General features: G+C 70.5%; 21 protein-coding genes, 1 tRNA gene and 1 pseudogene. 15 read left to right on the top strand and 8 right to left on the bottom strand.

The annotated features are described in order from the left end of the window. Window positions 1–395: 395 nt before the first annotated feature. On the bottom strand, window positions 396–755 hold the full coding sequence (locus tag ACZ61E_RS11690) for a DoxX family protein (protein WP_469699398.1): 360 nt from the start codon (window positions 753–755) through the stop codon (window positions 396–398). 348 nt (window positions 756–1,103) lie between these two features. Between ACZ61E_RS11690 and ACZ61E_RS11685 the strand changes: the two genes are divergently transcribed. Beyond that, window positions 1,104–1,179 (top strand) — tRNA-Arg (locus tag ACZ61E_RS11685). Between the two features lie 55 nt (window positions 1,180–1,234). On the opposite strand, the pseudogene ACZ61E_RS11680 reads toward ACZ61E_RS11685, so the two are convergent. Further along, window positions 1,235–1,430: pseudogene (locus ACZ61E_RS11680) on the bottom strand (site-specific integrase); the annotation flags it as partial. Between the two features lie 18 nt (window positions 1,431–1,448). Then, window positions 1,449–2,558 (bottom strand): ferric reductase-like transmembrane domain-containing protein, encoded by a 1,110-nt coding sequence (locus ACZ61E_RS11675; RefSeq protein WP_469699397.1) that lies wholly within the window; start codon window positions 2,556–2,558, stop codon window positions 1,449–1,451. 303 nt (window positions 2,559–2,861) lie between these two features. Between ACZ61E_RS11675 and ACZ61E_RS11670 the strand changes: the two genes are divergently transcribed. The 8 genes from ACZ61E_RS11670 to ACZ61E_RS11635 all read left to right on the top strand — a co-directional run bounded on the left by ACZ61E_RS11670 (window position 2,862) and on the right by ACZ61E_RS11635 (window position 12,821). Then, on the top strand, window positions 2,862–3,647 hold the full coding sequence (locus ACZ61E_RS11670) for a DJ-1/PfpI family protein (protein WP_469699396.1): 786 nt from the start codon (window positions 2,862–2,864) through the stop codon (window positions 3,645–3,647). A 400-nt stretch (window positions 3,648–4,047) separates the two neighbouring features. Further along, window positions 4,048–5,436 carry a phosphoribosyltransferase family protein gene (locus ACZ61E_RS11665; protein WP_469699395.1) on the top strand — a complete coding sequence of 463 codons (1,389 nt, stop codon included), beginning with the start codon at window positions 4,048–4,050 and terminating at the stop codon, window positions 5,434–5,436. A 483-nt stretch (window positions 5,437–5,919) separates the two neighbouring features. Beyond that, window positions 5,920–7,827, top strand: coding sequence for a hypothetical protein (locus ACZ61E_RS11660; RefSeq protein WP_469699394.1), 1,908 nt, complete (start codon window positions 5,920–5,922; stop codon window positions 7,825–7,827). Window positions 7,828–8,609: 782 nt separating this feature from the next. Continuing rightward, window positions 8,610–10,745, top strand: a complete 2,136-nt coding sequence (locus ACZ61E_RS11655) for a sensor histidine kinase (protein ID WP_469699393.1) — start codon at window positions 8,610–8,612, stop codon at window positions 10,743–10,745. Between the two features lie 91 nt (window positions 10,746–10,836). After that, on the top strand, window positions 10,837–11,226 hold the full coding sequence (locus ACZ61E_RS11650; RefSeq protein ID WP_147878531.1) for a roadblock/LC7 domain-containing protein: 390 nt from the start codon (window positions 10,837–10,839) through the stop codon (window positions 11,224–11,226). 2 nt (window positions 11,227–11,228) lie between these two features. Further along, complete coding sequence (locus tag ACZ61E_RS11645) at window positions 11,229–11,603, top strand: DUF742 domain-containing protein (protein ID WP_469699392.1); 375 nt, start codon at window positions 11,229–11,231, stop codon at window positions 11,601–11,603. Continuing rightward, on the top strand, window positions 11,593–12,243 hold the full coding sequence (locus ACZ61E_RS11640; protein WP_469699391.1) for a GTP-binding protein: 651 nt from the start codon (window positions 11,593–11,595) through the stop codon (window positions 12,241–12,243). Before ACZ61E_RS11645 ends, ACZ61E_RS11640 begins: the two co-directional genes overlap by 11 nt. Then, window positions 12,240–12,821 (top strand): GAF domain-containing protein, encoded by a 582-nt coding sequence (locus ACZ61E_RS11635; protein WP_469699390.1) that lies wholly within the window; start codon window positions 12,240–12,242, stop codon window positions 12,819–12,821. The genes ACZ61E_RS11640 and ACZ61E_RS11635 overlap by 4 nt, the downstream gene beginning before the upstream one ends. 78 nt (window positions 12,822–12,899) lie before the next feature. On the opposite strand, the gene ACZ61E_RS11630 is transcribed toward ACZ61E_RS11635, so the two are convergent. Further along, window positions 12,900–14,105 (bottom strand): acyl-CoA dehydrogenase family protein, encoded by a 1,206-nt coding sequence (locus ACZ61E_RS11630; protein WP_469699389.1) that lies wholly within the window; start codon window positions 14,103–14,105, stop codon window positions 12,900–12,902. Between the two features lie 779 nt (window positions 14,106–14,884). Between ACZ61E_RS11630 and ACZ61E_RS11625 the strand changes: the two genes are divergently transcribed. Continuing rightward, entirely contained in the window at window positions 14,885–15,397 is a 513-nt protein-coding gene (locus ACZ61E_RS11625) for a DinB family protein (protein ID WP_469699388.1), read from the top strand. 28 nt (window positions 15,398–15,425) lie between these two features. Here ACZ61E_RS11625 and ACZ61E_RS11620 read toward each other — a convergent pair whose 3' ends face one another. The 3 genes from ACZ61E_RS11620 to ACZ61E_RS11610 all read right to left on the bottom strand — a co-directional run bounded on the left by ACZ61E_RS11620 (window position 15,426) and on the right by ACZ61E_RS11610 (window position 17,134). Next, window positions 15,426–16,079: a hypothetical protein gene (locus ACZ61E_RS11620; RefSeq protein ID WP_469699387.1), complete on the bottom strand. Its 654-nt coding sequence runs from the start codon at window positions 16,077–16,079 to the stop codon at window positions 15,426–15,428. 186 nt (window positions 16,080–16,265) lie between these two features. Further along, window positions 16,266–16,691, bottom strand: coding sequence for a DUF6415 family natural product biosynthesis protein (locus ACZ61E_RS11615; RefSeq protein WP_469699386.1), 426 nt, complete (start codon window positions 16,689–16,691; stop codon window positions 16,266–16,268). Next, window positions 16,688–17,134 (bottom strand): ATP-binding protein, encoded by a 447-nt coding sequence (locus tag ACZ61E_RS11610; RefSeq protein WP_469699385.1) that lies wholly within the window; start codon window positions 17,132–17,134, stop codon window positions 16,688–16,690. The genes ACZ61E_RS11615 and ACZ61E_RS11610 overlap by 4 nt, the downstream gene beginning before the upstream one ends. Before the next feature lie 272 nt (window positions 17,135–17,406). On the opposite strand from ACZ61E_RS11610, the gene ACZ61E_RS11605 reads away from it, so the two are divergent. From ACZ61E_RS11605 to ACZ61E_RS11585, 5 genes are all read left to right on the top strand, one after another. After that, window positions 17,407–18,285, top strand: a complete 879-nt coding sequence (locus ACZ61E_RS11605) for a helix-turn-helix domain-containing protein (RefSeq protein WP_469699384.1) — start codon at window positions 17,407–17,409, stop codon at window positions 18,283–18,285. A gap of 5 nt (window positions 18,286–18,290) precedes the next feature. Further along, window positions 18,291–18,524 (top strand): DUF397 domain-containing protein, encoded by a 234-nt coding sequence (locus ACZ61E_RS11600; protein WP_469699383.1) that lies wholly within the window; start codon window positions 18,291–18,293, stop codon window positions 18,522–18,524. Window positions 18,525–18,565: 41 nt separating this feature from the next. Next, window positions 18,566–19,159: a DUF4291 domain-containing protein gene (locus ACZ61E_RS11595; protein ID WP_469699382.1), complete on the top strand. Its 594-nt coding sequence runs from the start codon at window positions 18,566–18,568 to the stop codon at window positions 19,157–19,159. 100 nt (window positions 19,160–19,259) lie between these two features. After that, window positions 19,260–20,006, top strand: a complete 747-nt coding sequence (locus ACZ61E_RS11590) for a phosphotransferase family protein (protein WP_469699381.1) — start codon at window positions 19,260–19,262, stop codon at window positions 20,004–20,006. Between the two features lie 72 nt (window positions 20,007–20,078). Beyond that, the gene (locus ACZ61E_RS11585; protein WP_469699380.1) at window positions 20,079–21,200 is read left to right on the top strand and encodes a hypothetical protein; all 1,122 of its coding nucleotides are present in this window, start codon (window positions 20,079–20,081) and stop codon (window positions 21,198–21,200) included. 251 nt (window positions 21,201–21,451) lie between these two features. Here the strand turns inward: ACZ61E_RS11585 and ACZ61E_RS11580 are convergent, their stop codons facing one another. Further along, window positions 21,452–21,841, bottom strand: a complete 390-nt coding sequence (locus ACZ61E_RS11580) for a VOC family protein (RefSeq protein ID WP_469699379.1) — start codon at window positions 21,839–21,841, stop codon at window positions 21,452–21,454. Window positions 21,842–21,874: the final 33 nt, after the last annotated feature.

The following is a 21,874-nucleotide window of genomic DNA, read 5'->3' as shown; positions in this document are numbered from 1 at the left end:
TCGGTCGCCGAGTGCGTCAAGACCTGTGGTGTCCTTTCGGATCGTCTCCTCGGAACGCCAAGAAAACGCTCAGCCCGAAACGGCCGCCGTTGAACCGGCGGCGGCGGCTGCCGCGCGCGAACTGCTTCCCCGTTGCCCCGTTGATCTCTGACTCCGCTGAACCCTCCACGCCACGAAGCCGATTCCGGGCCTCACGCCGGTGGGGGCGAGGCTCGGTGTGGCGTCCGTGAAGGTGAAGTGCTTTCTGCTGTAGAGTTTTTGATGATCTCTGCTCTCAAAGAGAGTGTCAACAGCCTTATAGGGGTATCGCGTTCCCTCACGCCCGGCCCTCACACCCGCTCCACAGCCCCCGTTTTCGGAGTGTCCCTCCAGACTTAACCCGCCGGACTCCGTATCTACACGACGAAGCTGTACAGGGCGACGAGTACGCAGACGACGAGCATGCCCACCGCGTTCAGGAACAGGTTGCGGCCGAAGTCGCGGGCCCGGACGTGCGTGAAAATCGCCACCAGGAAATAAAGGACGAGCGCCCACACGGTGATCACCCCGAGCCAGGGCACCCACACCCCGAGGACGAGCCCGGCGGCGGCGGCGAACTTCACGGGCGGCGTGACCCACCACCACCGCCGCGGAAACCCCACACCCTCGAAGCACCCGCGCACGAACGGCACGGGCCCGAGACAGAGGACCGCGTCACCGACCTGGATCAGCGCCAGAACGACAACGGGCCACACGGGATCGGGCAGATCTCTCATCACCCCCGCAACCCCCCACCCCCTCCCGGGGTTGCGGCCCACCCCCCGACACCCCCTGATCGGGCGACGCTGCTTGCGGGGGGCGTCGGGCGACGGGCCCGGCTACGGTCGCAGGCGGCGGGGGGGCACCACGACGCGGACCGGCGGCGGGGGCCACTACGGGCGCCGCCGGTAGTGCCCCACCACGCACCGCCCCACCGCCCCTCGGGCCCCGCGGCAACCCGCTACACTGATGCGCGGTGCTCCGCGGCGACGGGGCACCCCGCGAATGCCTGGAGCGGAGCCCTCGGGGCCCGAGACCCACCCCACCGGGGCGGATCACCACCAGCACGCATCGCAACCATCCCCGCCTCCGTAGCTCAGGGGATAGAGCACCGCTCTCCTAAAGCGGGTGTCGCAGGTTCGAATCCTGCCGGGGGCACCAGCCAGAAGGCCCCGGACCGATCACGGTCCGGGGCCTTTGACATCGACTTGTGCCATCAACGCCCGCAATCACCACGACCGTGCCGCCTCTTGAACAGCCGGTCCCTGTGACTGATCGCTTCGCGCTGCGTTTCCCGGACGACGTGGTATTCGACGTCCATGGCGATGCTGACCCGGCTGCGCCCCCAAGACCTCCATCACGACACGAGGAGCGACCCCGGCTGCGGTAAGCAGGGTGGCGCAACCATGGCGGGTCTGGGGGTGGTGGGGTCAGGGGTGGTCGGCCGGTTTGGTTGTGGGAGTCCTTGGCTGGGGGGCGGGGGTTGGGGTGGCGGGGGCTCGGGGGCGGAGGCGGCGGATTACGGTGACGGCCGCCAGGGTGAACAGCGCCAGGCCCGCCCAGATCACCCACTTGTGGGGCCATGGCACGAGCGCGTCGGCGTTGGGGGCGCGACCGCCGTCCACGCCGGTGAGGACGACCGCGAGGAGCGCCAGGACCGTCGCCCCCACCACGATCCGTCCGAGAAGCCGTGCGCTGACCGGGAGGGCGATGTCTCGGCGTCGGGGGCCGCGAAGTCGTAGGCGTTCGCCGGGACGGGCCGGTGCCAGCAGGCGGACCAGGAGCAGTGCGGCCATCGGGATCTGGAGGGCCCACACCGTGGTCCGGAAGGGGCCGTCGAACCACGCCTGGCTGCTGTAGAGCAGGGTGTGCCAGGCGCTGAGGATGTAGACGACGATGACGAAGCGGTGCAGGGCCAGCCACATGCGCGAGCCGGTCCGGTGCCGGAGGTAGAAGGCGAGGCCCAGCGGGAGGGCCAGGTACATCGCCAGCAGGCCGATCAGGATGGCGACGCGGCCGGTGCCGGTGGCGTATCCGCCGGGTACGAAGACGTCGACGAACGCGGTCCACACGCTGCGCCCGAGTGACCACTGGTCCTGGTTGGTCCGGATCTGGTCGGTGAAGAAGAAGAACGCGTGCATGAACATCAGGGTGATGGTGGTCAGGCTCGTGGTGCGGTGCCATTTCTCCAGCCGTGCGGCGGGCAGCAGGCGCCACCGGGGTCTCGGCCCGGAACGCAACAGCCCGAATATCACCGTCACATAGGCCCACAGCATCGCCGACCAGCCGAACGCCTGGCACATCCAGTACATCCAGAACTCGCCCGCGTCAGCCATGTCCGGCATGAGCTTCAGGGTCGCCGAAGTCCCGTTCTCCACACGGACGTAGAGCAGCCAGTAGATCAACAGGGTGACCACCAGGGCCAGTGAGGCGTCCGGCACGGCTCCCCGCAGATCGGCGCGGAGCGCGGCCCAGTCGAAACCAGCGCGTTCTCTCTCCCGGCGCGACGAAGAGACCGCCGGTCCCGAGGACTTCGCCATCACTCAACTCCGTTATCCGTACGGCTCGCCACGGGACGCCATGGGTGGACAACCCGCGGCAACGTTGGTCTGTACCACGTCCGCTGCGGGGGAGAGTAACCACGATTTTCCTGCCACGGAAGATAGCGATCCGGTTCCCTCGCAATTCACGGGCAATTGAGAAATCCGCCGCCACCGGGAACTAATCGGTGGAGTGGAACGACCGGCGCCAGGTCATAACGACGACCCGGTCAAGCGCGGGAACTGGACGCGGATGTCCCCCGACATCTGGTGCAGACGACGATTCCCGGGAGGTGATCGGTCATGGAACGGCGTTCGTTCCTGCGGGCTTCGGCTCTTTCCGTCGGTACGGCGGCGGCCGGAGTGGGGGCGATGGGCGAGGGCGCGTCGGCGGCCTCGCCCGTCTCGGCGGTGTCGGAGGTGTCGGCGGTGTCGGAGGTGTCGGAGGTGTCAGCGGCCTCGTCCGTGTCCGCGGCGAATCCGCTGCGGGTGCAGGTGCTCATGTTCGACGGTGTCGAGGAGCAGGACTTCGTCGCCCCGGTGGAGGTGCTCGGTCTCGCCGGCCGCATGAGCGGCGGAGCGTTGGCGACGACGATGGTGACGACCGGCCGGCCCGCCACGGTCACCTGTACGTACGGCACGAAGGTCGAGGTGGACAAGGGCTGGTCGCCGCAGGAGGCGGATCTGCTGGTGGTGCCGGGTGGCGGCTACACGGCCAAGGACGGGCCGGGCGTGAACGAGCTCATCGGCGACCGTGGATTTCTGCGCCGGCTGGCCGCCTCGGAGGCACTGCCGGTGGGCATCTGTACGGGCGTCATGGTGCTGTCGGCCGCGGGGCTGACCAAGGGGCGCAATGCCACGACCCACGCCGGCGCGAAGGCGGACCTGGCCGCCCAGGGCACGACGGTGATCAACGCGCGGGTGGTCGACGACGGAGACCTGATCACCGGTGGCGGCATCACCTCCGGGCTGGAGGTCGCGCTGTGGCTGGTGGAGCGCTACGTGGGCCCGGAACTGGCCCAGCGGGTGGAGACGGTGCTGGAGTACGAGAGGCGCGGCACGGTGTGGCGGCGGACGGGCGCCCGGTGAGCGTTACGCGCGGGTGGCCGGTTCGGCCGTAGCGCCGTACGACGCCCGGTCCGACAGGGCGGGCGCGTTCGAGGCGGCGATCAGCGGACCCGCCGGCCGGCAACATCGGCGACTGAGCCCATCCCGGCCCATGGGACCGGGACCAGGCGTCGCGGGTGGGCTCCCGTCGAGTCCCGGCCGGGTCCGCGTGGCGCGAGGTGACGGTCGGTGACGATTCCGCGCAGCGCGGGCCCCCGGGCGGGGGGGTGTGGTCCTGGGCCCGGACAGGGGAGGTTCGGCGGGCCGAACCGCCCGCGTCCGGCCACGGCGCGCGTCCCTCCCGCAAATGGCCGATCATAGATGTATAGAGCACTTGTCACGCTGCTCGTCTGCTCCCCTCTCGTGGCAAGGAGGTCGGGTCGTGTTGTTCATGGATCGCCGAGATGCGGGCCGCAGGCTTGCCGCTTCCCTCAGACATCTCAGGGGCGCCGGGACCGTGGTGCTGGGTCTGCCCCGTGGAGGCGTTCCGGTCGCCGCCGCGGTCGCCGAGGCGTTGGACGCGCCGCTGGACGTCTGTCTCGTACGCAAGCTGGGCGTGCCGTTCCACCAGGAGCTGGGGATGGGGGCCATCGGCGAGGGTGGCGTGCGCGTGATCAACGACGACGTGGTGCGTATGACGGGCGTCACCGACGACGAGCTGGCCGGGGTCGAGGCCCACGAGCGGCAGGTGCTGGAGAGCCGCGCCCGCCGGTACCGGGGAGACCGGGCGCCGGTCGGGCTGGAGGGGCGCACGGTCCTGGTGGTCGACGACGGGGTGGCCACCGGGTCGACGGCCCGTGCGGCCTGCCGGATCGCCCGGGCGCGCGGGGCGGACCGGATCGTGCTGGCCGTCCCCGTGGCTCCGCGGGACTGGACCGAGCGGATGGGCTCGGACGCCGACGACTACGTCTGTCCGCACACCCCGCGGGACTTCTACGCGATCGGACAGTTCTACGTCGACTTCGCCCAGACCGATGACGCCGAGGTCGTCGCCTGCCTCGCGGAGGCGCTCGACCGCCCGGCGGGCGCCCGCCGGGCCGGAGCGGGGCCCGTGGACCCGGCCGGTGACGGTGGGGGCGGGGGCCGGGGCACGTATCGGGAGGGTGACGGCGAGGTGAGCGGAGAGGCGTACATGGCGGTCGGCGGTGCGACGCTGCGCGGTCGGCTGACGGTGCCCGACGGCGCGGCCGGGGTCGTCGTGTTCGCGCACGGAAGCGGCAGCAGCCGGCACAGCCCGCGCAACCGTTTCGTCGCGGCCGGACTGAACCGGGCCGGGCTCGGCACCCTGCTGTTCGACCTGCTCACCGAGGAGGAAGAGGCGGACCGGGCCAATGTCTTCGACACCGGGCTGCTGGCCGGGCGGCTCACCGGAGCCACCGGCTGGCTGCGCGGACAGCCCGGGTGCGAGGGACTGGCCGTGGGGTACTTCGGCGCCAGCACCGGGGCCGGGGCCGCGCTGTGGTCCGCCGCCGAGCCGGACGCCCGGATCGCCGCCGTCGTGTCGCGGGGCGGCAGGCCCGATCTGGCCGGGCCCCGGTTGCCCGAGGTGACCGCGCCCACGCTGCTGATCGTCGGTGGCGACGACCTCCAGGTGCTCGACCTCAATCGCGCGGCCCAGTCACGGCTGCGCTGCGAGAACCGGCTCGCGGTGGTGCCCGGCGCCACGCATCTCTTCGAGGAGGCCGGCGCCCTGGAGAGGGTCACCGAGCTGGCCGGTGACTGGTTCACGGACCACATGACCCCGGCCGCCCACTCGGCCGCCGGTCGCTGACCCGGCCGCGTCGGGAACGAGGCCCGGTGCCGCGCAGGAGTTCACCGCCACCGCCACTGCCGACGGGCCGCTGCCCGGAGCCGCTTGTGGTGATTAACAAGGGTCCGGACCGGTACGTCCCGGCGCTCTGTGCCCTGGCGACTTCGACGTGGCCGCGTCGGAAGCGGAACTGACCTCGGGAAAGGGCCCGGAAGGCCGGCGCGGCGTCCCGGGGGGCGGTTCGGAGGCTTACCGGATCCTCCGGTTCCGCGAACCCCGCCTCTCAACTGCGCCAATAGTGAGGGCTGTTGACTAACCGTGGATCCTCTGGCCAGGGTTCTGCTGGACAGCGGCGCGTACTCGGAGTGATCATGTGTCTGCCGAGGCGCCAGAATTGGCATTTGCGACCGTGCGTACGACACCGTGAGGATGAGTCAGCTGGATGGAATTTCCGCTTCGACTATCTGACCGCACCGTTCTGGCTGCCCGAGGAGGGCTCGGCTCGTGACCCCTGAGGAGAACGAGTATCCGGTCGATCGCCGGCTCGATCAGCCGGTCGCCCGCGCGGTCGATCACTCCGCCGACCGCCCCGCCGACCCCCGGGTCGATCACTCCGCCGATCACCCGGGCGACGGACCCGCCGACGGACCCACCGACCGCGCGGCCGAACGCACCGACGCCCAACCGGCGGTCCCGGCCGAGGACCTCTCGGCCGACCACTCCACCGGCCATCCCGTACCCCGCCCCGCCGACCCGGTCGTCCCGGTCGCCCCCTCGACCGATCACCCGGCCGACCACCCCACCGGCCACCACTCCCCCAGCCACCCCTCGTCCGGCCACTCCGTCGAGAAGCCGGCCCCCAGGAGCGCGGACCAGTCCGTCGAGAGAACCGCGGACCGGTCCGCCGGCCAGCCCGAGCAGCGCCCGCCGACGCTGCTGCGGGTCCTGCTCGAACGCCTCAACTGGGCGAAGTTCGCCGTCTTCGACGTGCAGTTCAGCCTCGCCGCGCGCCGGGCGGCGAAGGAGTACGGGAACAGCCGCGTCGGCAACGTCTCCGTCTCGCGCATCACCTTCAAGCGGTGGCTGGCCGGCACGCAGTCGCCCCAGGGCGACGCGGCCACCGTCCTCGCCTACATGCTCGGCGTCGAGGTGGACCTGCTGCTCCAGCGGGTGCCCAGCCGCGAGGTCGTCCCCGCGCGGCTGCCCCACGGCTCGTCGCTCGCCACCGCCCGCTCGATGGACGCCCTGTGGTCCAGCTCGTCCCTCTCCCCCTCGGAGGCGGCGGCCGGCGCGGGCGGGCTCTGGTACCTCGACGGGATGCGGATCTTCGACGGTACGGCGGTGCCCGCCCAGATGTACGAGGCGACGTCGCAGGACGACGTCGTGTCGATCGCCGTGGAGGAGAATCCGCATCTACGCGCGTTCGTCCAGCCCGCGCGACGTGCCCTGCTCATAGCCTCGCTCGGCGGCAGCGGCGGCGAGGGCCTCTACGTACTGGACTCCGCCCGTGCCCGCTACCAGCTGGACGCCGATCCGCGCGGGACGCTGCCGATACCGAAGCCGTACCGGCTGGACGACCTGACGTTCGGCATCCTGTGGGCGATGCTCAACCTGGAGGACAGCCTCCTGGCGGACGACCACATTCTCGACAGTGAACGACGCGAGCTGGAGCGGCATTTAGCGATGCCTCGCTCGGCCGTGGCCCGGTCGGCGATGCCGGAGCTGTCCCGGGTGGGTGCCGCCTGGCTGGGCTCGTACTTCTGCACTCTGCACATCGAGCGGCATCTCGGTGAGGTGACGGAACCGCCTTTCCACTGGACGCGCGAGCAGACCGGGGAGGAGAGCGCGGCCTGGCTCTTCTTCCGGCACAAGCACGAGCATCTCGCCCGTGCGGCGGCGCGGCGCGCCGATCCGTCCGTGCGGCCGGGGCACGCGTTCTGCGTGCCGGAGCAGTCGGTCAAGGACAGCGAGCCGTACGAGCGGATCCTGCTGTTTCTCAACGTCGCCCTGATGGAGATGCACGGTCTGTCCGTGTGGATCTGCGCCGAGGAGGAGTACTCACAGATCGACGAATTCGTCCTGGCCCCCGACGACCGGGTGATTGTGGCCAACTGGCTGCGCTCGGACGGGATCTGGCGTGTCGGCATCACGGATCAGCGGTCCCAGGTCCGTACGTACACCCAGGCCGTCGACCATGCCCGCGCACAGAGCGTGATCGACGGACCCACCTCCGAACTCCGGCTGCGGGCTTTGGCAGACTACTTGTCGATCGACTGGCCCTGGCTGCTGCGCCGGTGCCAGGAGCTGGGGGCGTACGGCGGTTCCGGCATGCTCCGGCCGCGCAGCCGGCTGCTCAGCATGGACCAGCTGGACGAGGTCCTGCGCTTCGTGGGCGAGTTCGATCCGAAGTGACGACCGGAGACCGAGCGGCTACGGCTACGGCTACGGCTACGGCTGTCCGACGTGACCTGCGTCACGGGCATCCACGCCCAAATCGATCTCTACCGCCGGTTGTTCGCGACCCGTCCTCACCGATTCTCCGCGTTGTGAAGGACAAGCATGATTGAAGTGCCTTGCCACTGGGGAGAGTTGCGTGGAGGATTGCGATGCACTCTTTGAGAGGTTGTTCCTCACGTCCGGCTCAAGTTCTCCTCACGAGCGACCCCATACCGATCGCCGCGCCCGGCGAAATCGATCGTTTGGCGGTCGCATCGCCGTCGTGCCCTGCCGACGGCCTCTTCGCGTTCGGGCCAATAGCCGCTTTTGCGCGGTTCACATTGTGAAGCCCATGGGGTCAAGCGACCGCTGAACGACCCCTTCCGGCCGTGGCGGCGAACGCGGCCACGGACCAAGCTTGTTCTGGCTCTTAATGACGCTGGCATGTGCCTGTACCCGTCCAACTGCCCGTCTGTGAAGGCTCCTTAAACACATGGTCCGCTCCCTCGTGCTCGTTCGGCCGGCCCGGATTCGCCGGCCGGCCGACGTGGCAGCTCCCGAGGGCGGCGGACGGAACGGCGAGCCGGGGGGCGTCGTCTCGGAAGGCCCGTCGGGCCCGCGACGCCCGGCGTACGCCCACCCGGCACTCGCCCGAGCGGTACCCGCCCCAGTGGCACAAGCCCATGGAGCCCCAAGCCGGCGCCGAAGCGCGGCCCTTTCACCTTCATCCGCCGGTCCCCGTCGTACCGAGGACATTTATGCCTGAACTCTCTCCGCACGTCGCCCCCGCCGACCGTCGCAGCGGTCGGCGGCGCGGACGTTCCGCTCGGAAGTCCCAGAACTCCGGGAACACCGCCCAGGCGCCCGCCACCGCCACCGCCAACCGGAATCTGGCCACCGAGAAGGGTCTGCGCTCACGGATCCGTTCTCTCGCCCTGATGCCGGTCGCCACGGTCGTGGTGCTGGGCGCGGGCGTGTGGTCCACGTGGCACTTCGCCGGGAACCCCGTGGCGACCTGGTCCGCCGCGGGCGCCGCGGCAGTCCTCGGTGTGGTCGCGACCGTCGTCGCCACCCGCAAGGCCGCCGCCGTCTCCGCCGCCGTGCACGAGCAGCGGGTCACGAACGCCACCTCCGCCCGCCAGTGGGTGGAGCGGTTCGAGGCCGTGACCTCCGAGGGGCAGCAGCACATCGCCCGGCTGCTGGAGCAGATCAGCCGCGGTGAGCGCCCCCAGCTCATGAAGCCGGCGCCGCACGCCGTCGCCCAGGGCAACCCCTTCGCGGATCTCGAACAGACCCTGCGCCTCGCGCAGCACCAGGCGCTGGCCGCGGTCGCCGAGGCGGGCGCGCGCCAGCAGGTGGACGTGTTCGTCAACATCGCGCAGCGCCTGCACGCGCTGGTCAACCGCGCGCTGGCCCGGCTGGACGATCTGGAGAGCGAGGTCGAGGACCCGGACCTGCTCGGCGGTCTCTTCGGCGTCGACCACCTCGTCACCCAGTTCCGCCGCCAGGTGGAGAGCCTGGCCGTGATGGGTGGCGCGGTCCCCCGCCGTATCAACAAGCCCGTCCCGCTGCCGACCGTGCTGCGCCAGGGTGTCGCCGAGATCGAGCAGTACGCCCGCGTACGTGTCATCCAGCCGCCCGAGGGCACCCTGCCCGGCTACGCCGCGGCCGAGGTCATCCACCTGCTGGCCGAACTCGTCGAGAACGCCGCCCGGTTCTCCTCCCCGGAGACCCAGGTGACGCTGCGCGCCGAGCGCGTCCCGGCCGGTCTCGCGATCGAGATCGACGACCGCGGGCTGCCGATGGCGCCCGAGAAGCTGGAGCGGATGAACCGGCTGCTCACCAGGCCGGACCAGTTCGACATCCGCGAGCAGCTGGAGGACGGCCGGATCGGTCTCTTCGTGGTCGCGCAGATCGCCCGCAGGCACGACATCGACGTCGCGCTGCGCCGCAACATCTACGGCGGCACCCAGGCCGTCGTGGTCCTGCCGAGCGCGCTGCTCGACGCCGCCCCGTCGGCGCCGGCCCAGCGGCAGGCACCGGACCAGGGGCAGCGCCGGCAGCAGGAGCAGCGGGCGGAGCACGCGCAGCGTACGGGTCCCTCCAGCGAGCCCGCGTCGGGCGCGGCGTGGTCGGCCGCTCCGCAGGCAGCCCCGCAGGCACCGCAGCACACTCCCCAGCCGGCGCCGCACCAGGTTCCGGGGCAGGTGCCGAACCAGGTGCCGCACATACCGAACCAGGTGCCGCACCACCAGCCGTACCAGGTCCCCCAGTCCACGTCCGACCACCGCAGCCCCCTGCCCGCCGAAGCCGGCGCCCTCGCGGCCCACGGCGGTCGCGGTACGCACGGTGAGACGCCGCCCGTACGCCGCATCGGCTCCCCCAGTGCCCACGCGGCGGCCACGGCGACGGCCTCGGCGGGATCCAGCGGCGGCGAGGCCCCGGCCCCGCTCCCCCAGCGGCAGCCGAACGTGTACGCCACGGGCAACGGCCCGACCGGCGGCGGCCACAACGGCAACCACCACGGCAGCCACGGCGGCGGCCACCCGAGCCCCGGTCACCCCGGCGGCGGCCGGCACTCCGCGACCGCCCACCCCGACTCCGGCCAATCCAGTGCCGGCCGCTCCACCACCGGCTCTGCCGACGTCACACCCCCCGAGGTCCCCCGCTCCACCCCGGCCTCACCCCCGAGCGACGCCACCAACCCCCAAGGTCGTCGGCCTACTCTCCCCCGGCGGAGCGAGACGTACCGCGGGCCGGAGTTCCCGCGGCTCGCCGACGCCGACCGGGAGGTCGTCGCCCCGAATCCGGATCTGATGGCTCGTTTCGCCTCGGGCATCAGGCTCGCCAGCTCGGAGGACAGCCCGCAGGGGCCCCCCGACCGAACGAGCTGACGCTGCCCGCGGCGGTCGCCCAACCACTTACGGAGTCACTCTCTTGCCAAACGAAGTTTTTTCGGCCCAGCAGCCCGATCTGGACTGGTTGATGGCTGATTTCATCAGGCGCGTCCCCGGTACGGAAGGCGCTGTCCTGGCATCCAGTGACGGAGTGCGCAAGCATTCCTACGGTCTGAGCATCGACTCGGCGGACAAGCTGAGCGCCATCAGCACCGCGCTGTGCTCGCTGGCCGGCGGCGTCCGTGACATCAAGGGTCCCGCCGACGGCAGGGTCAGGCAGGTGGTGGTCGAGCACGACAACGGGCTGCTCTTCGTTTCGATGGCCGGCCCCGGGGCCGTGCTGGGTGTGCTGGCCTCCGACAGCGCCGATCTGGGTGCCGTCGGTTTCGAGATGGGGCAGCTGGTCAAAAGCGTGCCCGAGCACCTGAGTACGCCTCCGCGGCTGCGTCAGTCCTCCGTCGACGACCGGGTGCACTGACCATGGCGGCCTTGGACGGTACCCCGTGGGTGGACGACGACGAGCACGAGATTCGTCCGTACGCCCTGACGGGTGGGCGCACACGGCCCACGAACGAGATGAGTCTGTCGTCTCTCCTCAAGGCACGCGCCACGGCGCCGGAGGGCTATCTCAGCCCGGAGGCGGCGCACTGTCTCGCGCTCTGCCGAGGCGAGGCACGGTCGGTGGCCGAGGTCGCCGCCACCCTGGGCCAGCCGGTCCAGGTGGCGAAGATCCTGCTCTCCGACCTGCTGGACGACGGCGCGTTGATCATGGCGATGCCCACGAGAACGGCCGACCCGAAAGATCCGAATCTGCTGGAGGCAGTGCTTGAGGGGCTACGAACCTATGTCGTCTGACGATCCCATCGCCCTGAAGATCGTGGTCGGTGGCGGCTTCGGCGTGGGCAAGACCACCATGATCGGCGCGGTCAGCGAGATCAAGCCGCTCTCGACGGAGGAGACCCTGACCTCGGCGAGCAGCGCGACGGGCACCGACCGGCTGGAGGGCATCGAGAACAAGGCCACCACCACGGTGGCCCTGGACTTCGGCCGGATCACCCTCCAGAAGCAGAACATGGTGCTGCTTCTGTTCGGCACTCCGGGACAGCAGCGCTTCTGGTTCACCTGGGACGATCTGTCGCTGGGCGCGATCGGGGCCGTCGTCCTGGCCGACACCCGCCGGCTGCTGGACTGCTTCGCCGCCGTCGAGTACTTCGAGAGCCGCGATGTGCCCTTCGTCGTCGCGGTCAACGAGTTCGAGGCGGAGGACGCCTACCGCTACAGCTCGGAGGAGGTCCGCGAGGCGCTCGAACTCAGGTCGGACGTACCGGTGTTGCTCTGCGACGCGCGCGACCCCGCGTCGGCGAAGCACGTACTGGTCTCCCTCGTCAGTTACGCGCACTCGGTCTCGCTCCGCCGCGCGCGGGAGCGGGCCGTCCAGACCCCGCCCCCCGCAACACCCCTTCAGCACTCCAGCGATCTGGGAGCCACTTCATGACCTACGACAGCGAAGCGGGCCTGCATCTCCCCGCGCCCGACATGGAATTGGCGCACCGCGAGGCCCGGCTGCGTGAACTGGGCCTCGGGGACATGCCCGACGCCGAGTTCGACGCGTTCGCTACTCAGCTCGCGCAGGCGGCGGGCGCCCCGTACGCGATGGTCAACTTCATCACCGGCCATCAGTTCTTCGCCGGTCTGCACACGCCGTCGGCGGGCCAGTCCGGTCCGGGCGGTCCCGAGGCGGGCGGCAACCCCGAGGTGAGCCGGATCATGTCCCGTGACCACGGGTACTGCCCGGACGTCCTCAACCGCCGCAAGGCGCTGGTGCTTCCGGACGTGTACGCCTATCCGCGGTTCGCCTCGAACGAGGTGGTGGACCTGATCGGTATCCGCACGTACGCGGGCGCGCCGCTCATCGACGAGCGCACGGACACGGTGCTGGGAACGGTCTGCTTCGTGGGCACCGACCCGCGGGGCAAGGAGACCGGCCGCGACACCCTCCAGCTCATCAAGGAGAGCCGCGACCAGTTGATGCGCCTGATCTACCAGCGCACCGGTGGCGGACCGCGCCAGTGACGACCGGTGCCGGCCCCGCCGGACGGACCGTGTGAGCGGCCCGTCCGGCGGGGCCGGCCGGAGATTCGGTCGGTGGGGTCAGCCGACGACGGCGGCCGCTCCCGCACCCGCGTGGGCGGCCAGCCGTCGTGACCAGTCGCCCTTCGAGGTGCCGAGAGCCGTCTCCGCCAGCCGCTGGAGCTGGACGTCGGAGGTGCCGGCGGGCGCGAAGATGTGGAACGCGTCGCGCGTGTAGCGCTCGATGGGGCGGTCCGTCGAGAGGCCGATGGCGGCGTGGACCTCCATGGCGGCGCGCGCGGAGTCCATCGCCGACTCGACGTTCACCAGCTTGGCGTTCATCAGCTCGGCGTCGCACGGCAGCCCCTGGTCGAGCAGGTGCACCGCGTGGTACGCCGTCAGCCGCGCCGTCATGAACGCCGACTGCATCTTCCCCAGCTTCTGCTTGATCGTGGGGAGTTCGGCGAGCGGGGCGCCGTAGCGCTGGCGTGCCGTCGCGAAGGCGACCGTCTCCTCCAGGATCGCCCGGTGGATGCCCAGCGCGACGGCGGTGAGGTTGGCCCGGCCGTAGAGGATGCTGGACGAGTACGCGACGGGCAGCCCGTCGCCCTCGTTGCCGAGCAGATTGGACGCCGGCACGCGGCAGTTGTCGAAGATCAGCTCGCCGAACGAGAAGCCGTGGAGGCCCATGGCGGGCCGGTGCGGGGCCAGGGAGAAGCCGGGGCGGTCCGCCTCCACCAGGAAGGCGGAGAGGCCCTTGCTGCCCGGTCCCGTGCGCACCACGACGCCGTGCAGATCGCCGACGTGCGAGTTGCCGACGAACACCTTGGCGCCGTTGAGGATGTAGTCGTCACCGTCGCGGTGGGCCGTCGCCTCCATGCCCAGCACGTGACCGCCGGACCCGGCCTCGGTCACGGCGATGGTCGGCAGACAGCCGCCGGCCGCGATCTCCGGGAGCCAGGTCTTCTTCTGGAACTCGCTGCCGAAGTGGATGATCTTCGCCACGCCGAGCTGCGACGCCTGCACCATGGCGCCCATGGCTCCGCTGACGCGCGAGAGTTCCTCGATGATGACGGTCTTCGCGACATGCCCGGCGCCCATGCCGCCGTACGCGGGGTCGATGGTGACACCCAGCCAGCCCTGCCAGGCGATGAGCTGCGACAGCTCGTGCTGAACGGACTTCGACGCCTCCATCTCGGGTATCCGGGGACGGACCTCGGCCTCCGCGAACGCCCGGACCTGCGCCCGGAGACGTTCATGGAACTCCGTCGTGAAATAGCCACTCATGCGCCTGTACAGCCCTCTCGAATGAGACATCTGTCAACTGTCAACATGGTCAGAACTGCTCGGTGCTCTCTGATCGGCCAGTGGAACCGGAACTCGCCCTACCGGTGGCAGGCGCCCCTACACAGTGACGATTTCCCGCTCTCGTTGCAGCACCGGACAGGGGTCGTTTGTGGATCGTTTGCTGTGATGACTACGCCCCGTGTCCGCCTGACTCAGTGTCAATCCGGCCTTTCTCACGTTTTGGCCGACATGAGACGTCAGGCCATCCGAACGGCAAACGATCCCCTCGGGCGCCGCGAACGATCACGTTCGACAGCATGAAAGTCGCCAAGGGACGTTTGCGGGCTATTCGGACACGGCTCGGACACTCTGCGATCCCGTACGGGCACCGTGAGAGACGGTCGCGCTCGCGCCGTCCCCGGTGGATCGCACGGCGACCGCATACCCCTCCAGCTCCTGTCGAACCCGTCGCCCGTCGGCTGCTCCGGGGTCTCGAACCCGTGACGCGGGAGATATCCGGCCACTGTCGGCCGACGACTCGACGGGAACGGGCCGACGTCCGGCCAAGGCGGCTCGAACCGGGTGGGTGGGGGCGCCCGTTCGACCGTACGCGGCGCGCAATCCCGTCGCGCCGACGGCGGACCGGGCGACGGCCGATACGCCGTCACCCCATTGCTACGCAGCGTGCTCGCCGTTCGGTCCGTCGAACGCGACGACGGGGCCGAGGCTCAGGAAATCGCGATGCGGGGCCCGAGGCGGGTCGGGTACGTTCCCCGCCCATGACCACTTCCCGTGAACGCCCCGACTTCACCGCCGACGAACGCACCCAACTCGTCGGCTGGCTCGACATGCAGCGCCGGATCGTGCACTGGAAGTGCGAGGGGCTGTCGGAGGAGGCCGCCCACCGCACCGTGCTGCCGACCTCGCCCCTGATGACCGTGGCGGGAGTCGTCTCCCATCTGCGCTGGGTCGAACACTGCTGGTTCGAGGTCCTGTTCCTCAACCGTCCCGCCACCGGGCCGCAGTTCGACGACGGCCCGGAGGACGCGGACATGATGGTCGACGGCGTCCCGCTCGCGCGGCTCCTCGCCGAGTACGAGCAGCAGTGCGCGACCTCGAACGCGATCGTCGCGGACGCCTCGCTGGACGACGTGGGCCGCAACACCGACTTCCGGTCGGGGGCGGCGAGCCTGCGCTGGATGCTGTTCCACATGATCGAGGAGACCGCGAGGCACGTGGGGCACCTGGATGCGGTGCGTGAGCTGGTGGACGGGGAGAAGGGGTACTACTGACGACCGGGCCGGCGGGTGCCGTCGCGGGTCAGCCCGCGGCGCCGTCCAGCAGCCAGTTGTAGCGCAGCCGCAGGGCCCGTTCCATGGCGGCCGTCACACTGGCGGCCGTGACCGTGATGTTGAGCCACAGCGGCAGCCGGACCGGCGGTTCGAAGGTCCCGACGCGCTCGGCGACGGGCGGTATCTCGATGAGCGGCTGGATGAGCTGCGGGATGAGCAGCAGCAGCGCTATGGCGAGCACGACCGCAGAGAGGAAGCCGATCCAGCGGCTCAGCGAGGGGTGCGCGCGGTCGAGTCGCGCGCGGCGCCCCTCGGCGGAGTGCGGGTCCGGTACGAGCTGGTACTCGGCCCCCGCCTCGGTGACGTAGTGGCAGCGCTTGAGCCCGAACGCACTCGCCCGCACCTCGACGGCGCCGCCCGGGACGGGCAGGACGGCGGGAAGTCTGGACTTGGCGTGGTGCCTGCCGTCGAGATACAGATCGGCCTCGATCTCGCCGGACTCCTTGTTCCCCCACTGCCTGACGTCGACGGCGTAGACGCTCTGCCCCCCGTCGCCGTGCGGCAGTCGCAGGTAGAACAGTGAGCGGCCGATCAACTGCCACCACCGGAAGCGCTTCAGCGGCCGCCCGTCCCCGGGCTTGACCCGCCGTACGGCCAGTTGACGCCGCCACCTGTTGAACATGCCTCCACCCCCTGATCGCGTCTCGTCTCCTGCGACCTCCAGTCTTCGTCCGGCGCCGCCGGGCGGGCAGTGACATCCGTCATCACTTGGCCGTGACGGATCAGCAACCGCGCCACAGCGCGACGACGATCGAGCCGCCGACAGCGGTGACGGCGATGACGTAGAGCGCTTGTGCCCTGGCCTCACTCACCGGTCTCGTTCCTCCCCGGGCCAGAGACCGGCGAACGAACGGGTGGTCCCCGCCAGCGCGCGCATCAGCTCGTACGCGTGCAGGGGCGGGGTGTCCGCGTCGAAGGCATCACAGAGCGCGAGAAGCCGGTAGGCGTCCCTGTGCAGCGCGCGCGTCGCCGGGGCGTCGGCGTCCCCCTCGTACTCCGTCAGCAGGAGTTGCAGATGCCCCCGGAGCCTGAGCGTGGTGGTGTCCACCCAGGCGCGATCGGGTGGCAGCCGGAGGGTCAGGGCATCGGCGACGGTGCGGGAGATGGTCGCGAAGTCGACGGGGTGGTCCCGGTGGAGGGCGTCGAGGAGCCGGCGGAGCGTGTCCGGGTCCCGGCTGAACCCCGGCGCCCGGTGACGCCAATGGGCGCCGGGCGTACGGCGGTCGGGCGTCATGACGCCTCGCCCGTCGCGACGGTGCACCAGGTACGGGTGCCGTGCCGGCCCCAGGCACGCGCGAGCGCGTCCACGAGGAACATGCCCCGGCCGGTCTCGTCGTCGCTCCCCGGACTGCGCACCTCGATCCTCGCGGTGTGCCCGTCGTCCACCTCGATCAGCACGTCGCCGCCGTTGCCGCTGCCGCTCCGGTCGTAGGAGACCGAGAACCGCACGCGGTCGGCGCACCCGTGCACGACGGCGTTGGTGACGATCTCACTGACGAGGAGCTGCACGGTCTCGACCACGTCCGGCCCGATACCGCCCTCGGTGAGGAGCGCACCCGCGATATGACGCAGCTGGGCGACGCGGCGGGTGTGGGGGCGGAAGGAGATGTCCAGGCGGAAGACGTCGTCCCGTATGTCGACGGCGGTGAGTGGGGCGGGAGTTGTGCTGCGCGTCATGGGAGGCATCGGGAGTCCTTGTCGTCGAATCTCCATGCTCACGCAATGAGTTGAATCGACTGCGGTGCGTGAGCTGCGCGTATAGCCTCGCACCAGATGCATCACGAATGAGACTTCACAGCCGAATTCTGCGTGCGGAACTTCCCGTGAATCACCGCTCACACAAGGTGCGTTCACGCAAGGGCGCAGTGGCTCCCGCTATGGCGCGGAAAGTTCCTTGCGGAGGCAGAAGCAACGTCGACACACTGGAAAGCGCTCCGAGAGGACAGCAGATGATCACGGACATCGAGTCGGCAACCCCGGCTCTGTGCCGCCTACACCTGGGCAACGAGCTACGCCACCTCAGGCAGAAAGCCGGGCTGACCTCGACTCAGGTCGTGAAGAAGCTCTACTGGAGTCCGTCGAAGCTGACCCGGCTGGAGACGGGAGAGAACTCGGTCGTTGAGCCGGTCGATGTCATGGCCCTCTGCCAGATCTTCGGGGCTGACGAGGAGAAGACAGAGCAGCTGAAGGGGTATGCGGCCGTCACCAAGCGGAAGCGGGACTGGTGGCAGTCGACGGAGTACCGCCCGGTCATCTCCCCTGGTTTCAGGGCGTTCTTGGGGCTGGAGGCCACGGCCGTCGCTCTGCACAACTACGAATGCGCGTTTGTCCCCGGGCTGCTCCAGACCGAGGCGTACGTGCGCGCGACCCATCAGAGTGCGCACCAAGGTCTCAGCGAAGAGGAGATCGCCCGTATGGTGGCCGTGCGAATGACACGGCAGGAGGCGCTCCGCCGGGAGGCCCCGCTGAAATTCGCGGCGATCATGAACGAGGCGGTGCTACACCAGCAGGTGGGAGGCCCGGAGGTGATGCGGGCTCAGCTCACACATATTGTTGACGTGGCCGCGCTGCCCAATGTCAGGGTCCAGGTGGTGCCCTTCAAGGCGGGTGCCCATCCGGGGATGAACGGGGCTTTCGCGACGCTCCAGTTCCACGACAGGGCCGCTCTCAAGCCGATCATCTACTTCGAGAACCTGGCCGACGCATGGGTAAGTCGACGGCAGTCGGACGTAGAACTGCATGAGGAAGCGTTCAGCGAGCTGCAAGCCATCGCTCTCGGGCCGCACGAGTCCCTGAGCCTGATCAAGAAGGCAATGAAGGAGCTTTGATTCCGATGACGACCATGGCTGAAGCGAAGTCCGGCGCCGACTGGTTCAAGTCGAGCTACAGCAACGACCACGGCGGCAACTGCGTCGAAGGTGCCCGACTCCCCGGCAGGGCGATGGCCGTACGTGACTCCAAGAACCCCCACGGCCCCGCCTTCATCCTCAACTCCACCGCGTGGACCGCTTTCATCGAAGCCCTCGCGGAGGGAACGCTCAGTTCAGCGCGCCGAGCACGGCACTAATTCGATGGCGCGCACCGAACGGGACGCCCCACGCTGGTCCCATGACAGAACCCCGGTACCGGATCCGCGCCCTGCACACCGAGTCGACGGTCACCGTCTACCAGGCGTACCGACCGGGGATCGGCCTGCCCGCGGCGCGGGACGGCCGCTTCCCGGCGGCCTGGCAGCGGGACCGGATGACCTGGATCAAGCCCTCCTTCCTCTGGATGATGTACCGCTGCGGATGGGGCTCCAAGGAGGGTCAGGAGACCGTCCTCGCCGTCGAGATCACCCGTGCGGGCTTCGAATGGGCTCTGGAGCGTGCCTGCCTGACCCACTACGAACACGGGCTGCATCCCGACCACGCCTCCTGGAAAAGGCAGTTGAAGCTTTCCCCGTCGCGCGTCCAGTGGGATCCGGAACGCGACGTGCGTCTGGCGCCGCTTGACCACCGGTCGCTGCAACTCGGTCTCAGCGGGGAGGCCGCGCACCGCTACGCGGACGAGTGGACGGTCTCCATCACCGACGTCACCGGCCTCGCGCACACGATTCACGGCCACGTACGGGACGGGGACCTCGCCGCGGCCCGGCGCCTGCTTCCGGCGGAGCACCCCTACCCGGTGCCCGAAGGGGGCCTGGACCACTTGCGCAGGTGACGTGCGCGCGGCAGCCGGGCGGCGCGTCGTGGTGGGCGGTGTCGTCACGCGTAGAAAAATGCGGCGACGCGGCCGGTCGTCACCGGGATACTGGTCGCCCATGGATGAGGTCGAGGTCGTCGTCGCCCACTCCGAGCGCGCGACCCTGCGCGTCGGCGACGTGTTCCTGAAGGTGGACGCCGATCAGGCGCGCATCGACGTCGAGGTCGAGGCGATGGCCCTCGCCCCGGTCCCGACGCCGGAGGTTCTCTGGCGCAGGCCGCCCGTGCTCGCGATCGCCGCTGTCCCGGGGACGGTGCTCGGCCGCCTCGGGGAGCCGTCGGCCGCGCCGCCGGCGGCATGGGCCGCGGCGGGTGCCGCGATCAGGAAGCTGCACGACGCGCCGCTGCCGCCCCGGCCCGGCGGGGCCGGCCGGGACCTCGCCGCGCTGACCGCCGATCTCGACGGCGAGTGCGAGCGGCTCGTGGCGAGCGGTTTCCTGCCCGCCGATGTGGTCGTCCGCAACCGCGAGGTCGCCGAGGCGGCGCTCCGGCCGTGGACTCCGGCTTTCACGCACGGCGACTTGCAGATCGCGCACGTCTTCGTCGACGGCGACGAGGTCACCGGCGTCATCGACTGGTCCGAGGCGGGACGGGGTGACGCCCTGTACGACCTCGCCACCTTCACGCTCGGACACGAGGAACACCTCGACGACGTCGTCGCCGGCTACGGCACCGGCGTCGACCTCGACGTGATCCGCGCGTGGTGGTCGGTGCGGAGCCTGCTGGCGGTTCGCTGGCTGGCCGGGCACGGATTCGACCCGTTCGCGCCGGGCTGTGAGGTCGACGTGCTGAGATCCCGGATGTGAGGCACGGGCCCAGCGCGGGCCCGGCCCACCGCGCGCGTGCGATGTCAGAGGGGCCCTCTAGGGTCGGTCGGCATGGGACAGACGACTTGCGCCGACGGGACGAACAGCGACGGCGGCTCCGGCGTTCGGGAGCCGGAAGGGGTTCCGGGCCACGTCGCCGCGGATGACATCGGGCTCGCCGACAGGGCTCTGAACGCCATGGGAGTCAGGGACAGCGGGTACCGGGGTGTCGGCTGGTCGGACCGGCTTCTGGGCGAGCTGCGCGGTCTGCCCCCACGACGCCGTCGCGTCCTCGCCGCTTCCCTGGCCGGGCGCCGCCACCGGGTCGAGGAGCCCGCCGAGCCCCGGTCGCGGGCGCTGCTTCTGGCCGGGATCCTCGCCGCGGATCTCCCGGGCGACCCGCTGTCCGCCGAGCGTGTCGAGGTGCTCGACGGCATCGGCGAGTGCCACTCCTTCTGGTACGAGGACCATTTCTCGGTGCTGGTGGCGGCGGAGCTGGCCGCCGGACGTTCCCTCACCCCGGCTGCGATCGCCGCGTTCCGGCGCAGTGGGATGGAGTACGGCTTCCCGGCCGCGCCACTGGTCCGCGCGGGTGAGGAGCCCACCGACCCGGTCCTCAACGTGGGTGAGAAGTGGGCCGAGCATGCCCTGGAAGAGGTGGGTCCCGGTCCCGGTGACCCGTGGCGGGCGCTGTTCGCGCACACCCTCACCGCCAAATCCGCCAGGCCCAGCGCGAAGTGGGACCGGCTGGCCGGGCAGCTCGTCGTGCCGCTGGGCCCCGAGCAGGTGCGGGAGAAGGTGGTGTCCTGGCTCGCGCTGGTGGGCGTTCCGCGCACCTTCCCGGTGCGGGCCGTGTTCTGCGAGGACCGGAACTTCAACGAGGTCTTCGACCCGTACAACGCCGTCGCGGTGCGCGGCCTCGCCTGGCTGCTGTCCCTGCTGCCGCCGTGTCCCGAAGCGGTGCGCGTGCTGGGGGCGCTGGTGGAGACCTCGCTGGAGAAGGTGCCCGCGCGGGGGCCGCGCAGTGCGAAGGTGGCGCACGCGGCGGCCTTCGCCCTGGGGCGGATCGACAACGGGCCCGCACTGGCCGAACTGGACCGCCTCGCCGCCCGGGTGACGCACAAGGCCACCGCGGGGGTGCTCGACACCGCGCGTGCGGCACGCGCGACCGCCGACGGTCCGCGGCCGCGGTGAGCGGGCCGGCCGCCGGGCCCGGTGCGCTCCCGCGCGGGCCGGCGCCGTCAGCGGCGGGGACGGCAGGACCCCGGGTCGTGTCTTCGAAGTAGCGCCGTCCGCCCGCAGGGCGGGGACGGCGGCGGCCGGTGCGTACGCCCCTTACGAGACGGAGGATCGGTCTCGTACGGGGCGTACCCGGCCGACTTACGACAACGCGGCGAGGCGCCGCGCCAGGCGTCGCGGGCCGGGCGGGACTTCGAAGACACGACCTAGAGTCCGGCCGACGCCGCCGCCCGTTCGGCCTTGCCGCGTTCGACGCAGAACTCGTTGCCCTCGATGTCCGTCAGCGTCGCCCAGCCGAGGCCGTCGGGGCGGCGGTGGTCGGCCGCCAGGGTGGCGCCCAGGGCCAGGAGGCGTTCGATCTCCTCCTCACGGGTGCGGTCCTGGGGTTCGAGGTCCACATGGACGCGGTTCTTCGCCGCCTTGCCCTCCGGGACCTCGACGAAGAGCAGCGTGATGCCGTCGGCGGCCACCAGTGCCTCGTCGTCGCCGGGTTCGTCCTCGTCGGACACCTTGGCGCCGAGCACCTCGGCCCAGAAGGTGGCGAGCCGGTAGGCGTCGGCGCAGTCGATGGTCACGTGTCGTACGCGAGAGGTCATGGCGGTCACTGTGCATCAGCGGGCGGACCGTCC

This window comes from Streptomyces sp. NPDC104581, assembly GCF_055583685.1.
This window is presented reverse-complemented; position numbering and strand designations above follow the sequence as displayed.

Bases quoted from the DNA above. Each gene is read 5' to 3' on its own strand.
- ACZ61E_RS11690 (WP_469699398.1), bottom strand. From the start codon at position 755: ATGAGAGATCTGCCCGATCCCGTGTGGCCCGTTGTCGTTCTGGCGCTG.
- ACZ61E_RS11675 (WP_469699397.1), bottom strand. From the start codon at position 2,558: ATGGCGAAGTCCTCGGGACCGGCGGTCTCTTCGTCGCGCCGGGAGAGA.
- ACZ61E_RS11670 (WP_469699396.1), top strand. From the start codon at position 2,862: ATGGAACGGCGTTCGTTCCTGCGGGCTTCGGCTCTTTCCGTCGGTACG.
- ACZ61E_RS11655 (WP_469699393.1), top strand. From the start codon at position 8,610: ATGCCTGAACTCTCTCCGCACGTCGCCCCCGCCGACCGTCGCAGCGGT.
- ACZ61E_RS11650 (WP_147878531.1), top strand. From the start codon at position 10,837: ATGGCTGATTTCATCAGGCGCGTCCCCGGTACGGAAGGCGCTGTCCTG.
- ACZ61E_RS11645 (WP_469699392.1), top strand. From the start codon at position 11,229: ATGGCGGCCTTGGACGGTACCCCGTGGGTGGACGACGACGAGCACGAG.
- ACZ61E_RS11640 (WP_469699391.1), top strand. From the start codon at position 11,593: ATGTCGTCTGACGATCCCATCGCCCTGAAGATCGTGGTCGGTGGCGGC.
- ACZ61E_RS11635 (WP_469699390.1), top strand. From the start codon at position 12,240: ATGACCTACGACAGCGAAGCGGGCCTGCATCTCCCCGCGCCCGACATG.
- ACZ61E_RS11630 (WP_469699389.1), bottom strand. From the start codon at position 14,105: ATGAGTGGCTATTTCACGACGGAGTTCCATGAACGTCTCCGGGCGCAG.
- ACZ61E_RS11625 (WP_469699388.1), top strand. From the start codon at position 14,885: ATGACCACTTCCCGTGAACGCCCCGACTTCACCGCCGACGAACGCACC.
- ACZ61E_RS11620 (WP_469699387.1), bottom strand. From the start codon at position 16,079: ATGTTCAACAGGTGGCGGCGTCAACTGGCCGTACGGCGGGTCAAGCCC.
- ACZ61E_RS11615 (WP_469699386.1), bottom strand. From the start codon at position 16,691: ATGACGCCCGACCGCCGTACGCCCGGCGCCCATTGGCGTCACCGGGCG.
- ACZ61E_RS11610 (WP_469699385.1), bottom strand. From the start codon at position 17,134: ATGACGCGCAGCACAACTCCCGCCCCACTCACCGCCGTCGACATACGG.
- ACZ61E_RS11605 (WP_469699384.1), top strand. From the start codon at position 17,407: ATGATCACGGACATCGAGTCGGCAACCCCGGCTCTGTGCCGCCTACAC.
- ACZ61E_RS11600 (WP_469699383.1), top strand. From the start codon at position 18,291: ATGACGACCATGGCTGAAGCGAAGTCCGGCGCCGACTGGTTCAAGTCG.
- ACZ61E_RS11595 (WP_469699382.1), top strand. From the start codon at position 18,566: ATGACAGAACCCCGGTACCGGATCCGCGCCCTGCACACCGAGTCGACG.
- ACZ61E_RS11590 (WP_469699381.1), top strand. From the start codon at position 19,260: ATGGATGAGGTCGAGGTCGTCGTCGCCCACTCCGAGCGCGCGACCCTG.
- ACZ61E_RS11585 (WP_469699380.1), top strand. From the start codon at position 20,079: ATGGGACAGACGACTTGCGCCGACGGGACGAACAGCGACGGCGGCTCC.
- ACZ61E_RS11580 (WP_469699379.1), bottom strand. From the start codon at position 21,841: ATGACCTCTCGCGTACGACACGTGACCATCGACTGCGCCGACGCCTAC.